We start from the raw sequence: 13,783 nt of genomic DNA, 5'->3' as shown, positions 1-13,783 counted from the left end.
GCTACACGCTGCAGGTCGTGCCGTCGTTGGCGGCGATTTCGCGCGCGGCCTTCGCGCCCTCGACCCGCAGCAGTTCGGGCAGCGACACGCCGTTCTTCGCCGCCGTCACTTCCGCGAGGATCGACACCGCGATTTCCGGCGGCGTGCGACTGCCGATGTAGATCCCGACGGGCCCATGCAGGCGCGCCAGTTCGAGTTCGCTGAGATCGAATTCCTTGAGCCGCTCGCGGCGCGCCGCGTTGTTGCGCCGCGAGCCGAGCGCGCCGACATAGAATGCCGGCGTTTTCAGCGCCTCCATGAGCGCGAGATCGTCGAGCTTCGGATCGTGTGTGAGCGCGATCACCGCCGAGCGTTCGTCGAGCTTCATGTCCAGCACGGTGTCGTCGGGCATCGTGCGCACGAGCTTCGTACCGGGGACGTCCCATGCGTCCGTGTATTCCTCGCGCGGATCGCAGACGGTCACGTGATAATCGAGCCCGACGGCGATCTGGCACAGGTAGCGCGACAACTGGCCCGCGCCGATCACGAGCATCCGGTAGCGCGGCCCGTGGATCGTCAGCAGGCGCGCGCCGTCGAAGTGCACGCCGTCGGTGGCCTGCGCGGGCCCGAGCTGCGCGCTGCCGCTCGTCATTTCGACGGTGCGCGCGACCAGCTGGCCCGCTTCGACCGCTTCGCACAATGCGGCGATGCCGCTGGCGGGCGTGAGCGGTTCGAGCACGAGCTGGATCGTGCCGCCGCACGGCAAGCCGAAGCGGTGGGCCTCCTCGGCGGAAATGCCGTACTTGACCGCTTCGGGGCGCGTCTGTGCAATGCCCTGCTGGCGCACGCGCTCGATCAGATCGTCTTCGATGCAGCCGCCCGATACCGAGCCGACGACGAGTCCGTCGTCGCGCACGGCGAGCATCGCGCCTTCCGGGCGGGGCGACGAGCCCCACGTCTTGACCACCGTCACCAGCAGCGCGCGATGTCCCTGTTCCAGCCAGCGGGCGCTGGACTTCAGGACTTCGAGATCCACGCTTTCCATGATCGCTTCCTTTTCGGTTGATCGCCGTCGGGGTTCTCGCCGGTCGACCCGGCCGCCTCGACGTCCCCGGTAGCGGCGGCGTCGTCGTCGGCTGCCGTGTTGTCTTCACCGGCGAGCTGCGCGGTGAAGCGTTTGAAAAATTCGCTCGCCATCTTGCGCGCCGCGCTGTCGACGAGCCGCGAGCCGATCTGCGCGAGCTTGCCGCCCACCTGCGCGGTTGCGCCGTAGGTGAGCTTCGTCGTCCCTTCGCCGTCGGCTTCGAGCGTCACGGTGGCCGAGCCCTTGCCGAAGCCGGCGACGCCGCCTTGCCCCTCGAACACGATCGTGTAGGTGTGCGGCGCGTCGACGTCGGTGAGCATCATACGTCCCTTGAAGTGCGCCTTCACGGGCCCGACGGCGGCGCGCATCGATACCTGGTAGACGTTCTCGCCATCCGCTTCGATGCTCTCGCAGCCGGGAATCGACTCGCGCAGGATCGCGGTATCGTTCAGCGCTTCCCACGCCTGCTGCTGCGGCACGGGCAGCGTGTAGCTTTCGGTCAGTTCCATCGGACGTCTCCTGTTTGTATCGTACGCCGGCCGGACGCGCGCGGCATGCGCGCCAGCTGTGCGAGGTCGCGGCCGAAGGCGGCGAGACTGTCGAGATTATGGACGGGCCGGTGCGCGTCGACATGCGGCAGGATCGCCTGCACGCCGCGCGCTTTCGGCGCGAAGCCGCCATAGCGCAGCAGCGGATTGAGCCAGACGATGCGATGCGCGAAGCGCCGCAGCCGCGCCATTTCCGCATCGAGCAGCGGGATGGCTTCGTGATCGAGGCCGTCGGTGACGAGCAGCACGGTGGCGCGGCCGTTCAGCACGCGGCGCGCCCAGCGCCGGTTGAACTCGGCGAGCGAGGCACCGATGCGGGTGCCGCCGGACCAGTCGAGCACCTGCCCGGCGAGCGCGGCGATCGCGACGTCGGGGTCGCGCTCGCGCAGCGCGCGCGTGGCGTTCGTCAGGCGCGTGCCGAACAGGAACACCTGCAGGCGTTCGCGCGACTGCAGCAGCGCGTGGCAGAAATACAGCACCGCGCGCGAATAGGCGCTCATCGAGCCGGAGATGTCGAGCAGCAGCACGAGCGGCGGCTTGCGCTCGGTCACGGCGCGGTACTTCCAGACGGTCCAGTCGCCGCCGGAGCGCACCGCGTGGCGCGCGCTTGCCCGCAGGTCCGCATGCGTGCCGCGCGAGGCGGCCTTCAGGCGCCGGGTCGGCTCGGTTGCGAGCGGCAGGCGGTGGCTGCGGATCACATGACGCAGCGTGCGCCATTCGTCGGCGCTGAGCGTGTCGAAGTCGCGGTGGCGCAGGCGTTCCTCGGCGCTGAACGTCACGTGCGCGTGCGATGCCTGCGCGCCGCCGCCGGGCGCGTCGTGCGGCTTGCGCGCGGGCGGCTGGCGGGCGGCGAGCGCGTCGGCGAGGCGGTTGTTGCGCCTGGGCGGCGGCATGCCGTTGCTTACCTTCGGCAGCAGCAGCGCGCGCAGCTTGCCCTCCCAGTCGGGATCGCGCCAGAACAGGCTGAACGCGGCGTCGAAGATGTCGCGCTCGTCCGGCGCGGAGACGAGCAACGCGGCAAGCGCCGCCCTCACGTCGTCGCGCCGCGTGAGATCGATCCAGCGCAGCGCGGCGATCGCATCGACCGCATGCGCCGGCGACATCGGCAGGCCGGCGCCGCGCAGCAGGCGCACGAAATGCACGACGTTGCGTGCGAACGTCGCGGGCGCCTGCGGCGCGCGGGGTGCGTCGATGACAGCGCTGGCCGGTTTCATTGCGCAACCGCGAGGCATTGCGCGATCTGCGCGGCGTCGACGCGCGCCAGATCGTCCTGATACTTCAGCAGCACGCCGAGCGTATCCTGCACCGACTGCGGATCCAGCTCGCTCACGCTGAGCGCGGCGAGCGCGCGGCACCAGTCGATCGTCTCGGCGATGCCCGGCGCCTTGAACAGGTCGATGCCGCGCAGCCGGTGCACGAAATCGACCGCGCGGCGCTGCAGCTCGGCGCCGGTCTGCGGCGCGCGCGCCGCGACGATCGCCAGCTCGCGATCGCGCTCGGGATAGCCGATCCATTGATACAGGCAGCGGCGCTTCAGCGCATCATGCACTTCGCGCGTGCGGTTCGACGTCATCACGACAAGCGGCGGCTGGGCCGCGCGCACCGTGCCGTATTCGGGAATCGATACCTGGAAGTCCGAAAGAAGTTCGAGCAGAAACGCCTCGAAGGGCTCGTCGGCGCGATCGATCTCGTCGATCAGCAGCACGCGGCGTGCGTCCGGGTGATGCTCGTCGGGCAGCAGCGCCTGCAGCAGCGGGCGCTTCAGCAGGAATTCGCTGCGGTACAGCGTGTCGTTGCCGGGCGTCTCGCCGGCCGCTTCGGCGAGACGCAGCGCCATGATCTGGCGCGGGTAGTCCCATTCATACAGCGCACTCGCGGTGTCGAGCCCCTCGTAGCATTGCAGGCGCAGCAGCGATGTGCCGAGCATGCCGGCCGCGGCCTTTGCGAGTTCGGTCTTGCCCACGCCCGGTTCGCCTTCGAGAAACAGCGGCCGCTCCATGCGCAGCGCGAGAAACAGCGCGGTCGCGAGTTCGCGGTTCGCGTAATAGTCTTGCGCGGCGAGTTGCGCGAGGGTGTCGTCAATCGAGGCGGGCTGCATGAATCTTCCTGTGAACACGAAACTGCGCGGTCTAAACGAAGCGAAGCGAAACAGAGCGAAGCGAAACGGCCCGGACGCACCGGGCCCCGCGTCGGGCTGCCGCGCCGAAGCGCCGAAGCGCCGAAGCGCCGAAGCGCCGAACCGCCGAACCGCCGAACCGCCGAACCGCCCGAACCGCCGAACCGCCCGAACCGCCCGAAGCGCCCGAAGCGCCCGAACCGCCCGAACCGCCCGAAGCGCCCGAAGCGCCGGAGCCCCGAAGCCCCGAAGCCCCGAAGCCCGAAGCCCCGAAGCCCCGAAGCCCCCGACGACGCGGCGGCAGGCGCGCGCCGCGCGGTTCGCTAGCTGGTCGCTTGCGCGACCGCGCGCGCGGCGAGCACCGGAATCAGGTGCGCGCGATAGGCAGCGCTCGCATGCATGTCCGTGTTCAGGTCATCGGCCGCGATCGTCACCGCGCGCGCGGCCGATGGCGCGAAGTTCGCGGTCAGCGCCGCTTCGAGCGCATGCGCGCGAAACACCGACGCGGCCGCGCCGGTCACGGCCACGCGCACGCCGTCCGCGCGCTGGGCGACGAACACGCCGACCAGCGCGAAATGCGAAGCCGGATTGTTGAACTTCTCGTACGCGCAGCGTTCGGCGAGCGGAAACTCGACCGCGGTGATCAGCTCGTCCGGTTCGAGCGCGGTTTCGTACAGGCCGACGAAGAAATCGTCCGCCGCGATACGCCGCCGGTCGGTGACGACAGTCGCGCCGAGCCCGAGCACCGCGGCCGGGTAGCAGGCCGCCGGGTCGTTGTTCGCGAGCGAGCCGCCGAGCGTGCCGCGCGCGCGCACCTGGCGGTCGCCGATGTGGCCCGCGAGATGCGCGAGACCCGGCAGCAGGCGCTGGATGTCCGGGTGCGCGGCGACATCCGCGTGACAGACGGCCGCGCCGATCGTCACCGTTTGCGCGTCGACGCGAATTGCCTTGAGTGCGTCGATCCGGGTGACGTCCACGAGCCTGGACGGCTGTGCGAGGCGCAGGCGCATCGTCGGCAACAGGCTCTGGCCGCCGCCGAGGAACTTGGCTTCGCTGTCGCCGCCGAGCGCTGCGACGGCCGCTTTCGGATCGGCCGCGCGTTGATAGTCGAATGAGTACATGTCGGCTTGCTCCGTTCAGGGTTGTTGCGCGGCTTGAATCGCGGACCAGATGCGATGCGGTGTCGCCGGCATCTGCAGATCCTTCACGCCGAGCGGCGCGAGCGCGTCGACGAGCGCGTTGATCACCGCGGGCGGCGAGCCGATCGCACCGGCTTCCCCGCACCCTTTCACGCCGAGCGGATTGTGCGTGCAGGGGGTGCCCTTCGCGGTCTCGACGGTGAAGCTCGGCAGATCGGACGCGCGCGGCATCGCGTAGTCCATGTACGAGCCGGTCAGCAACTGGCCGCTGTCGTTGTCGTACACGCAGCGTTCGAGCAGCGCCTGGCCGATCCCCTGGCCGAGGCCGCCATGCACCTGGCCTTCGACGATCATCGGATTGATCACGTTGCCGAAGTCGTCGACGGCAGTGAACTGCTCGATGCTGCACGCCCCGGTATCGGGGTCGACCTCGACTTCGCAGATGTACGCGCCCGCCGGATAGGTGAAGTTGGTCGGATCGTAGAACGCGCTTTCGTCGAGGCCCGGTTCGAGCTTGTCGAGCGGATAGTTGTGCGGCACGTACGCGGCGAGCGATACGTCGGCGAAGGTCTTCGTGCGGTCGGTGCCGGCGACGCGGAACACGCCGTCGTGGAACTCGATGTCGTCGGCCGACGCTTCGAGCAGGTGCGCGGCGATCTTCTTCGCCTTCGATTCGATCTTGTCGAGCGCCTTCATGATCGCCGAGCCGCCGACCGCGATCGAGCGCGAACCGTAGGTGCCCATTCCGAACGGGATGCGGCCGGTGTCGCCGTGCACGATCTCGACGTTCTCCAGCGGGATGCCGAGCCGGTCCGCGACCACCTGGGCAAAGGTCGTTTCGTGCCCCTGGCCGTGGCTGTGCGAGCCGGTGAACACGGTGACGGAGCCGGTCGGATGCACGCGCACTTCGCCGGCTTCGAACAGCCCGGCGCGCGCGCCGAGCGCACCGGCAATGTTCGATGGCGCGAGGCCGCACGCTTCGATGTAGCACGAGTAGCCGAGCCCGCGCCGCTTGCCGTTCTTCTCCGAGGCGGCGCGCCGCGCGGCGAAGCCCTTCACGTCGGCCAGTTCGAGTGCGCGCGCGAGGCAGGTTTCGTAGTCGCCGGTGTCGTAGGTGAGGCCGACCGGCGTCGCATACGGGAAGCTGCGGATGAAGTTGCGCCGGCGCAGTTCGGCCGGATCGAGGTTCATCTCGCGCGCCGCCGTCTCGACGAGGCGCTCGACCACGTAGGTCGCCTCGGGCCGGCCGGCGCCGCGGTACGCATCGACGGGCACCGTGTTCGTGAACACCGCCTTCACTTCCGCGTAGATGGCGGGCGTCGCGTACTGGCCGGCGAGCAGCGTCGCGTACAGGATCGTCGGGACGCTCGACGCGAAGGTCGACAGATAGGCGCCCATGTTCGCGGTCGTATGCACGCGCATCCCGAGGAAGGTGCCGTTCGCGTCGAGCGCGAGTTCGGCCTTCGTCACGTGATCGCGGCCGTGCGCGTCGGAGATGAACGATTCGGAGCGCTCGGCGGTCCATTTGACCGGCCGGCGGATCTTCTTCGCGGCCCACGTGAGCGCGACGTCCTCCGCATACAGGAAGATCTTCGAGCCGAAGCCGCCGCCGACGTCCGGCGCGATCACGCGCAGCTTCGCCTCGGACAGGCCGAGCACGAACGCCGCCATCAGGAGCCGCTCGACGTGCGGGTTCTGGTTCGCGACGTACACCGTGTAGCTGTCGTCCTGCGGCGAGTAGCTCGCGTTCACCGCGCGCGGCTCGATCGCATTCGGGATCAGGCGGTTGTTGACGATGTCGAGCGTCGTCACGTGCGCGGCCTTCGCGAATGCGGCGTCGGTGGCGGCCTTGTCGCCGTGGCCCCACGTGTAGCAGATGTTGTCGGGCACCTCGTCGTGCACCGCGGGCTGGCCCGGGTCGGCCGCATGCGCGGTATCGACGGTCGCGGGCAGTTCGTCGTAGTCGACTTCGATCAGCTCGGCCGCGTCTTTCGCGGCCTTCACCGATTCGGCGATCACGAGCGCGACCTGGTCGCCGACGTGGCGCGCCTTGGTGTGCGCGATCACCGGGTGCGGCGGTTCGTGCATCGGCGTGCCGTCGATGCTGTGGATCAGCCAGCCGCACGGCAGGCCGCCGACCTTGTCGGCGGCGAGGTCGGCGCCGGTGAAGATCGCGACGACGCCCGGCGACTTCAGCGCCGCGCCGGTATCGACGCGGGCGATGCGCGCGTGCGCATGCGGCGAGCGCAGGAACACCGCATAGGTCTGCTGCGCCAGCACGACGTCGTCGGTGTACTGGCCGCTGCCGGTCAGAAAGCGATAGTCTTCCTTGCGCTGAACGGGGCTGCCGATCAACGGATGCGATTCGGGTGCGTTCATCGTCGGCTCCTTAAGCGGTCGCTTTGGCGGTGGCGTGCGCGCCGGCCTTCATGCCGGCGGCGCCCTCGAGGACGGCCTTGACGATGTTGTGATACCCGGTACAGCGGCACAGGTTGCCGTCGAGCTGCGCGCGCACGTCGGCTTCGGTGAGCGCCGGGTATTGCATCGCGAGCGCGCTGGCGCTCATCACCATTCCCGGCGTGCAGAAGCCGCACTGCAGGCCGTGGCACGTGCGAAATGCGGCCTGCATAGGATGCAGTTCGCCGTTCGGCGAAAGGCCTTCGATCGTCGTGACCTGCGCGCCGTCGGCCTGCACGGCGAGGATGTTGCACGCCTTGACCGCGCGGTCGTCCAGATGGACCGTGCAGGCGCCGCATTGCGCGGTGTCGCAGCCGATATGGGTGCCGGTGAGCCGTAGCTGTTCGCGCAGGAACTGGACAAGCAGGGTGTGAGGTTCGACATCGGCGGTCACGGACGCGCCGTTGACCGTCAGACTGATGCTGATCGCCATGAACTGTCTCCTTGGGGGATCGAGACCGGCGCGGGCCCCATTCACCGCCACTACCGTCTGCCTGCCTGGGGGCTCGCTTCGGTTGGTGCTTTCTGGTGCTTTTGGTTGGTACTTTTTATGGTTCCAACGAAAAGTAAAGCACAAATCGCCCGGGGCTGCCATCGAAGCCGGTCGCGCGCGTGCGATGCGTCAAAGAGAAAACGGCACGCCTGCGGGGCAGGCGTGCCGTTTGTCGTGGCGGCGGCCGAGACGCTGCGGGTGGGCTCGTGCTCAGCGTGCGCGCGGGTCGCCGGCGAGGCGCGAGTGGCGGCGCGAGTAGCCGAAATAAACCGCAATGCCGATCAGCAGCCATACGACGAATGCGAGCCACGTCGTCTTTTGCAGGTTCAGCATCAGGAACAGGCACGACGCGACCGCGAGCACCGGCACCACCGGCACGCCCGGGCAGCGGAACGCGCGCGGCAGGGCCGGATGGGTCTTGCGCAGCACGAGGACGGCGATCGACACCATCGAAAACGCCGCCAGCGTGCCGATGTTGATCAGCTCGGCCAGCACGTTCAGCGGCACCAGCGCGCCGATCAGCCCGAAGATCAGGCCGATGAGCCAGGTGGCGAGGAACGGCGTCGCAAAGCGCGGATGCAGCTTCGACAGCGGCGCGGGCAGCAGCCCGTCGCGCGACATCGCGTAGGTGATGCGGGTCTGGCCGTACGCCATCACGAGAATCACGGTCAGCATGCCGAGCACCGCGCCGAGGTCGATGAAGCCGGCGACCCAACGCTCGCCCGCCACCTGCAGCGCGTAGGAAACCGGGTGCGCCAGGTTGTTCGCGAATTGCCCGGACGGCACGATGCCCGTGACGATGGCGGCGACCGCGACGTACAGCACCGCGCACACCGCGAGCGACGCGATGAGCCCGATCGGCAGATCGCGTTTCGGGTTCTTCACCTCCTCGGCGGCGGATGAAACGGAATCGAAGCCGATGAACGCGAAGAACATCACCGCCGCCGCGCCGAACACGCCATGCCAGCCGTTCGGCATGAACGGATGCCAGTTTTCGGGACGGACGTGGAATACGCCGACCGCGATCACCAGCAGCACGACCGTCACCTTGATCGCGACCATCGCGTTGTTGATCCGCGCCGACTCGCGCACGCCGACCGACAGCACCGCGGTGATCAGCATCATCACGAGGAAGGCCGGCAGGTTGAACAGCGTCGCATGGCCGGCGAGCGCCCCCGGCGCGGCGCTGAGCGCGACCGGCAGCTTCAGGCCGAAGCCGGCCAGCAGCGACTGCAGGTAGCCCGACCAGCCGACCGACACAGCCGAGGTGGCGAGCCCGTATTCGAGCATCAGGTCCCAGCCGATGATCCACGCGGCCAGTTCGCCGAGCGTCGCGTACGAGTACGTATAGATCGAGCCGGCCACGGGCAGGGTGGACGCGAACTCCGCGTAGGCGAGCGCCGCGAAGGCGCAGGCGATGGCCGCGATCACGAACGACACCGTCAGCGCCGGGCCGGCCTGCACGGCGCCGGTGCCGGTCAGCACGAAAATGCCGGTGCCGATGATGGCGCCGACGCCGAGGAAGGTCAGATCGAGCGCGCCGAGCGCCTTTTTGAGGCCGGCGCCTTGGGCGCGCGCCGCAAGCATCTGCTCGATGCTTTTCTTGCGAAACAGGGACATGGGAGCGGGAATCGGAAACGCGCGGTGGGCGCCGCGGTGGGCGCAACATGCATCGGGAAAACCCTGAATTCTAGCGGATTCGCGCACGCCGACCGGGCGAAGCGAGCGGTTCGGGACGCGAGGCGCGAGGGAAATCCGGTTGGGCTGCGCGCGGATTCGGCGGTGTCATGGCAGCGTGCCCCGGCACCGCGCAAGGCTTTTTCGAGATATGGTCGGGGCGGCGGCGGATTCACCTGGTTGCAGCGGCGCGGGCGCCGCGCCGCGTGCGGCGATACGCCGCTATCCGCCGATCGCGGGATTCAGGTCCACGAGCCGGTTGCTCATCACGTAGAACGTGAGTTCGGCGTTGTTGCGCAGCTTCATTTTTTCGAGCAGTCGGGTCCGGTACACGCTGACCGTCTTCACCGAGAGCGACAGCGCCGCCGCGATGTCGGTCAGCCGCTTGCCCGACGCGAGCATGCACAGCGTCTGATATTCGCGGTCGGAGAGCTTCTCGTGCGGCAACTGCTCGCCGTCGAACGACACGTAATCGGCCAGCGCCTCGGCCATCGCCGGGCTCACGTATTTGCGTCCGGCGGCGACCTGCTGGATCGCGCCGATCATCTGCGCGGCGTCGACGGTTTTGGACAGATAGCCGGACGCGCCCGCCTTCAGCGCACGCACCGCGTACTGGTCCTCGCGGTACATCGAAAACATCAGCACCGGGGTGCGCGGCGTCTTGCGCTTCACGCGCTTGAGCACCTCGACGCCGTTCATGTCCGGCAGCGAGATGTCGAGCAGGATCACGTCGTACGCGTGCTTCGCGACCGCAGCGAGCGCTTCGGCGCCGTTTTCGGCCTCGGCGACTTCGAGCGCGACACCGCGGTCGATCAGCAGTTGCCGTACGCCCTGGCGGACGACGACGTGATCGTCGGCGAGCAGGATGCGCAGCGTCATCGGGGCATCCTCACGAGCGTTGCGGCGCGCCGCTCGCGACGCGGCGCGCGGCAGCGGGGGCGTCGGCGAGGATCGCGTCCCACGCGAAACGCGCGCGCACGGTGGTGCCGCGGCACGGCTCGGCGCCCTGGCGGCGCGGGGCGACCTGCAGCGTGCCGTCGAAGGCGGCGCAGCGCGCGCGCATGCCGGCAAGGCCGAAGTGGCCGCGCGCCGGCCGCGTGCGCGGCGCGATGCCGACGCCGTCGTCGCTGACGACGAGCGTCAGATGCCGGCGGCCGACGTCGAGGCGCACGTCGGCGGCGTTTGCGCGCGCATGCCGTGCGACGTTGTTCAGCGCCTCCTGGGCGACCCGGAACACTGCCATGGCCGCTTCGGCCGGCAGGCGCGCGAGCCGCAGATCGGCGGCGCATACGAAGCTCGTGCGCAAGCCGGTGCGCGCGGCGAAGTCGCCGGTCCAATGCGCGAGCGCGCTGACGATGCCGGCGTCCAGCGACGGCGCGTGCCACTGCGCGACGGCCTCGCGGATCGCGTCGCAGACCGCGTCGAGCGAGCGGTTCGCCGTGTCCAGCGCGGCTGCGCATTGCGGCGGCGCGTCGGTGGGCAGCCAGGTTTCGACGCCGGCAAGCGCGAAGCGGGTAGCGGTCAGCTCGGCCCCGACGCTGTCGTGCAATTCGCGCGCGGCGCGCTGGCAGGCGGCTTCCTGCGCCTGCACGAGTTCGGCGGCGAGCGTGCGCACGCGGGCGCGCAGGCGGGCGATTTCGAGCGCCGCGCCGCGCGCCTCGCCGGCGCACGGTTCGACGCCCGCGGGCGCGGCGGCAGCCGCGAGGCCCGGGCGTTGCGCCCCGTCGCTTGCGACGGAGGATGAGGCATGAGCGCTGATCGGCACGATCATCGACGTATCCATGATTCTCCCGCTCACGATGCCAACTGCTATTGGAGATCCCGCGCGCATTGGCCGCGCGAGGACAACGGGCTGCTCATGAAAGCTCGAACCTTCCGGTTTGCCTCGCGCAACCCCGCACGCGACAGAGAATCGCTACGCTGTGACGTAACGAAAGTTACGTTCGGTTACATGGCGCCGAGGCGCCGTCCAAGGGGTCAAAACGACCGGTCAACGGCTCGGATCATATCTTAAAAAAAGAAAATATGCAGTTCCGATAGGGCTTAGCGAACATATTTCAAGCAAAGGTTGAAATGTCACTCGGGTTTTGCATGTAGGAAAAATCCTGACACGCGGAGCGGGTCCGTTGAGCGGAATTTGTAACTGCAGCGGAGCCGGGCGGCACGATTCGCAGCCCGGAAAGCAAAACCGGAGCGCGAGGCTCCGGTTTCGGCGGGGTCGGGCGCACGGCGCGAGGCCGCGCGCGGCGCACGGGCGGTTTAGCCGACGAACGCCTTTTCGACCACGTAATGGCCGGGTTCGTTGTTGCTGCCTTCCTTGAAGCCCATGTCGTCGAGCAGCTTGCGCGTGTCGCGCAGCATGTGCGGGCTGCCGCACAGCATGATGCGGTCGTTTTCGACCGAGAACGGCTCGACGCCGAGATCGGCGAACAGCTTGCCGGTTTCGATCAGCTCGGTGACGCGGCCGCGGTTCTGGTAAGCCTCGCGCGTGACGGTCGGGAAGTACACCAGCTTTTCGCGCACCAGTTCGCCGAGATGCTCGTGGGCCGGCAGGTGGTCGGTGATGTACTCGTTGTAGGCGAGTTCGTCCACGAAACGGCACGTGTGCGTGAGGACCACGCGCTCGTAGCGGTCGTAGATCTCCGGATCCTTGATGATGGACATGAACGGCGCGAGGCCCGTGCCGGTGGACAGCAGCCACAGCGTCTTGCCCGGCAGCAGGTTGTCCGCCACCAGCGTGCCGACCGGCTTCTTGCCGATCAGCACCGGATCGCCGACCTTCAGGTGCTGCAGCCGCGACGTGAGCGGGCCGTCCGGCACCTTGATGCTGAGGAACTCGAGATGTTCCTCGTAGTTCGCGCTTGCGAGGCTGTATGCGCGCAGCAGCGGCTTGCCTTCGACTTCGAGGCCCACCATCGTGAACTGGCCGTTGTCGAAGCGGAACGACGGGTCGCGCGTGCAGGTGAAGCTGAATAGCGTATCGGTCCAGTGATGGACGCTCAGGACGGTTTGTGGATTCAGGTTGCTCATGGCTTCGTGTAGGGTGCGAAAACAAATACGGCCAGACAAAGAGCCGGCCGGCACGGGCGACGCTGCGCCAACCCGCTGGCGGGGAAAATGACGCGCAATCCGCTATTTTACCTTGCTTGCGCCCGCGAGGCGGCGCACCGGGGGCCGGGTGTCCGGCGGGACACGGGGTTCGGGCGCGGCGGCGGCGAGGCCGGTCGGCAGGGGGGCGGCTGGGATTCAGCCGCGAAACGGGCGAGGGCTGCGCCCGCGTGGCGCGACCTTCGTGCGCGGCGGGCCGGCGCGCCGGTAGGCGTGGGCCCTGAACAACGACTCTGGTCGCGATGATACCGAAACCCGTCGCGCGCTGCAGCATTGACCCTGCTGAAGAAACAGGCAAACCCGGCCGAAACGGCTCGAATACGCGCGAATTGAGCCCGAACAGCGCGGAAAAGCGCAGCGCGTTGTGCGCCCGGTCCGTCAGCCGATGCGCAGGCGCGCCACGTAGGGCAGGTGATCGGACAGCCACGCGGTTTCCTGGGCGGGCGGTATCCACTCGACCGGCCGCAGCCCGCGCACGAACATCTTGTCGAGCGCGAGCGCCGGCGAGAAAGCCGGGAACGTGCGCGCCGGTTCGCCGAGCAGCGTCGCGACTTCGTCGAGACCGTGCTCGCGAAAGAGCGGCACCGAGTCGTTGCGCCAGTCGTTGAAGTCGCCGGCGAGCACGAGCGGGCCTTCGGGCGCCTCGCGCGAAATCCAGTGTGCGATCCAGTGCATCTGGCGCAGGCGGGCGGCGCGCGTGAGCGCCAGATGCGCGCACAGCAGCGTGACCGACTGGCCCGCGAACGTCGCGCGCGCCACCAGCAGCCCGCGCCGCTCGAAGCGGTGCGCGGAGATGTCCCAGCGGCCGCCGAGATCGAGCGGGTGTGGCGAGAGGATCGCATTGCCGTGGCGCCAGGACGGCTTGAACACGTTGGGGCCGAGCGCGATCTGCAACTCGGCGGCGCGCGCGATTTCCGTGGCCTGGCAGTGCCAGACGTCCGCGAGCGGGTCGCGCAGCGGCGCGCCGAAACCGTCCGACAGCATCGGCGCCGGGATGCGCCGCGCCATGGCTTCCTGCAGGAAATAGGCGTCGGCGTGGGTCGACTGGACCCAGCGTTGCATGGCCTGCCATGCATGAAAGCCGAGCGGCGTGCGTCCCTTGTGCAGATTCCAGCTGACCGCGAGGAAATCTTTGGGCTGCGCGTATTCGCGAGGGCGTTCTTCGGGGTTTCGCATGCCGCG

Annotated in this window: 12 protein-coding genes; all 12 read right to left on the bottom strand. The window is 68.7% G+C overall.

Going from position 1 to position 13,783, the window contains the following annotated elements; all coding sequences use genetic code 11:
- Nucleotide 1 precedes the first annotated feature (1 nt).
- The 12 genes from AC3AP7_RS15365 to AC3AP7_RS15310 all read right to left on the bottom strand — a co-directional run bounded on the left by AC3AP7_RS15365 (nt 2) and on the right by AC3AP7_RS15310 (nt 13,777).
- Nucleotides 2-1,024 carry an XdhC family protein gene (locus tag AC3AP7_RS15365; protein ID WP_475767750.1) on the bottom strand — a complete coding sequence of 341 codons (1,023 nt, stop codon included), beginning with the start codon at nt 1,022-1,024 and terminating at the stop codon, nt 2-4.
- Nucleotides 997-1,572, bottom strand: coding sequence for an SRPBCC family protein (locus AC3AP7_RS15360; protein WP_475767751.1), 576 nt, complete (start codon nt 1,570-1,572; stop codon nt 997-999). Before AC3AP7_RS15360 ends, AC3AP7_RS15365 begins: the two co-directional genes overlap by 28 nt.
- A complete protein-coding gene (locus AC3AP7_RS15355) occupies nt 1,563-2,825 on the bottom strand; it encodes a vWA domain-containing protein (RefSeq protein WP_475767753.1) in 1,263 nt (420 codons plus the stop codon). Before AC3AP7_RS15355 ends, AC3AP7_RS15360 begins: the two co-directional genes overlap by 10 nt.
- Nucleotides 2,822-3,709 carry an AAA family ATPase gene (locus tag AC3AP7_RS15350; protein WP_475767755.1) on the bottom strand — a complete coding sequence of 296 codons (888 nt, stop codon included), beginning with the start codon at nt 3,707-3,709 and terminating at the stop codon, nt 2,822-2,824. The genes AC3AP7_RS15355 and AC3AP7_RS15350 overlap by 4 nt, the downstream gene beginning before the upstream one ends.
- A gap of 341 nt (nt 3,710-4,050) precedes the next feature.
- Nucleotides 4,051-4,848 (bottom strand): FAD binding domain-containing protein, encoded by a 798-nt coding sequence (locus AC3AP7_RS15345; RefSeq protein WP_475767757.1) that lies wholly within the window; start codon nt 4,846-4,848, stop codon nt 4,051-4,053.
- A 15-nt stretch (nt 4,849-4,863) separates the two neighbouring features.
- On the bottom strand, nt 4,864-7,245 hold the full coding sequence (locus tag AC3AP7_RS15340) for a xanthine dehydrogenase family protein molybdopterin-binding subunit (RefSeq protein ID WP_475767759.1): 2,382 nt from the start codon (nt 7,243-7,245) through the stop codon (nt 4,864-4,866).
- A 10-nt stretch (nt 7,246-7,255) separates the two neighbouring features.
- Entirely contained in the window at nt 7,256-7,756 is a 501-nt protein-coding gene (locus AC3AP7_RS15335; RefSeq protein ID WP_475767761.1) for a (2Fe-2S)-binding protein, read from the bottom strand.
- A 270-nt stretch (nt 7,757-8,026) separates the two neighbouring features.
- Complete coding sequence (bcaP, locus tag AC3AP7_RS15330; RefSeq protein WP_475767763.1) at nt 8,027-9,436, bottom strand: branched-chain amino acid transporter BcaP; 1,410 nt, start codon at nt 9,434-9,436, stop codon at nt 8,027-8,029.
- A 279-nt stretch (nt 9,437-9,715) separates the two neighbouring features.
- Nucleotides 9,716-10,372, bottom strand: a complete 657-nt coding sequence (gene rqpR / locus AC3AP7_RS15325) for a response regulator transcription factor RqpR (protein WP_475767765.1) — start codon at nt 10,370-10,372, stop codon at nt 9,716-9,718.
- A gap of 10 nt (nt 10,373-10,382) precedes the next feature.
- A complete protein-coding gene (locus AC3AP7_RS15320; RefSeq protein WP_475761485.1) occupies nt 10,383-11,276 on the bottom strand; it encodes a sensor histidine kinase in 894 nt (297 codons plus the stop codon).
- A 476-nt stretch (nt 11,277-11,752) separates the two neighbouring features.
- Nucleotides 11,753-12,523 carry a ferredoxin--NADP reductase gene (locus AC3AP7_RS15315; protein ID WP_475761487.1) on the bottom strand — a complete coding sequence of 257 codons (771 nt, stop codon included), beginning with the start codon at nt 12,521-12,523 and terminating at the stop codon, nt 11,753-11,755.
- A gap of 456 nt (nt 12,524-12,979) precedes the next feature.
- Nucleotides 12,980-13,777 carry an endonuclease/exonuclease/phosphatase family protein gene (locus tag AC3AP7_RS15310; RefSeq protein WP_475761489.1) on the bottom strand — a complete coding sequence of 266 codons (798 nt, stop codon included), beginning with the start codon at nt 13,775-13,777 and terminating at the stop codon, nt 12,980-12,982.
- Between the last annotated feature and the right edge of the window lie 6 nt (nt 13,778-13,783).

The organism is Paraburkholderia sp. PAMB 6770 (assembly GCF_057748135.1).
Note: the sequence above shows the minus strand (reverse complement) of the source record. Positions and strands in the feature narration are given on the sequence as shown.

Bases quoted from the DNA above. Each gene is read 5' to 3' on its own strand.
- AC3AP7_RS15320 (WP_475761485.1), bottom strand. From the start codon at position 11,276: ATGGATACGTCGATGATCGTGCCGATCAGCGCTCATGCCTCATCCTCC.
- AC3AP7_RS15360 (WP_475767751.1), bottom strand. From the start codon at position 1,572: ATGGAACTGACCGAAAGCTACACGCTGCCCGTGCCGCAGCAGCAGGCG.
- AC3AP7_RS15345 (WP_475767757.1), bottom strand. From the start codon at position 4,848: ATGTACTCATTCGACTATCAACGCGCGGCCGATCCGAAAGCGGCCGTC.
- AC3AP7_RS15310 (WP_475761489.1), bottom strand. From the start codon at position 13,777: ATGCGAAACCCCGAAGAACGCCCTCGCGAATACGCGCAGCCCAAAGAT.
- bcaP (WP_475767763.1), bottom strand. From the start codon at position 9,436: ATGTCCCTGTTTCGCAAGAAAAGCATCGAGCAGATGCTTGCGGCGCGC.
- rqpR (WP_475767765.1), bottom strand. From the start codon at position 10,372: ATGACGCTGCGCATCCTGCTCGCCGACGATCACGTCGTCGTCCGCCAG.
- AC3AP7_RS15350 (WP_475767755.1), bottom strand. From the start codon at position 3,709: ATGCAGCCCGCCTCGATTGACGACACCCTCGCGCAACTCGCCGCGCAA.
- AC3AP7_RS15340 (WP_475767759.1), bottom strand. From the start codon at position 7,245: ATGAACGCACCCGAATCGCATCCGTTGATCGGCAGCCCCGTTCAGCGC.
- AC3AP7_RS15365 (WP_475767750.1), bottom strand. From the start codon at position 1,024: ATGGAAAGCGTGGATCTCGAAGTCCTGAAGTCCAGCGCCCGCTGGCTG.
- AC3AP7_RS15355 (WP_475767753.1), bottom strand. From the start codon at position 2,825: ATGAAACCGGCCAGCGCTGTCATCGACGCACCCCGCGCGCCGCAGGCG.
- AC3AP7_RS15335 (WP_475767761.1), bottom strand. From the start codon at position 7,756: ATGGCGATCAGCATCAGTCTGACGGTCAACGGCGCGTCCGTGACCGCC.
- AC3AP7_RS15315 (WP_475761487.1), bottom strand. From the start codon at position 12,523: ATGAGCAACCTGAATCCACAAACCGTCCTGAGCGTCCATCACTGGACC.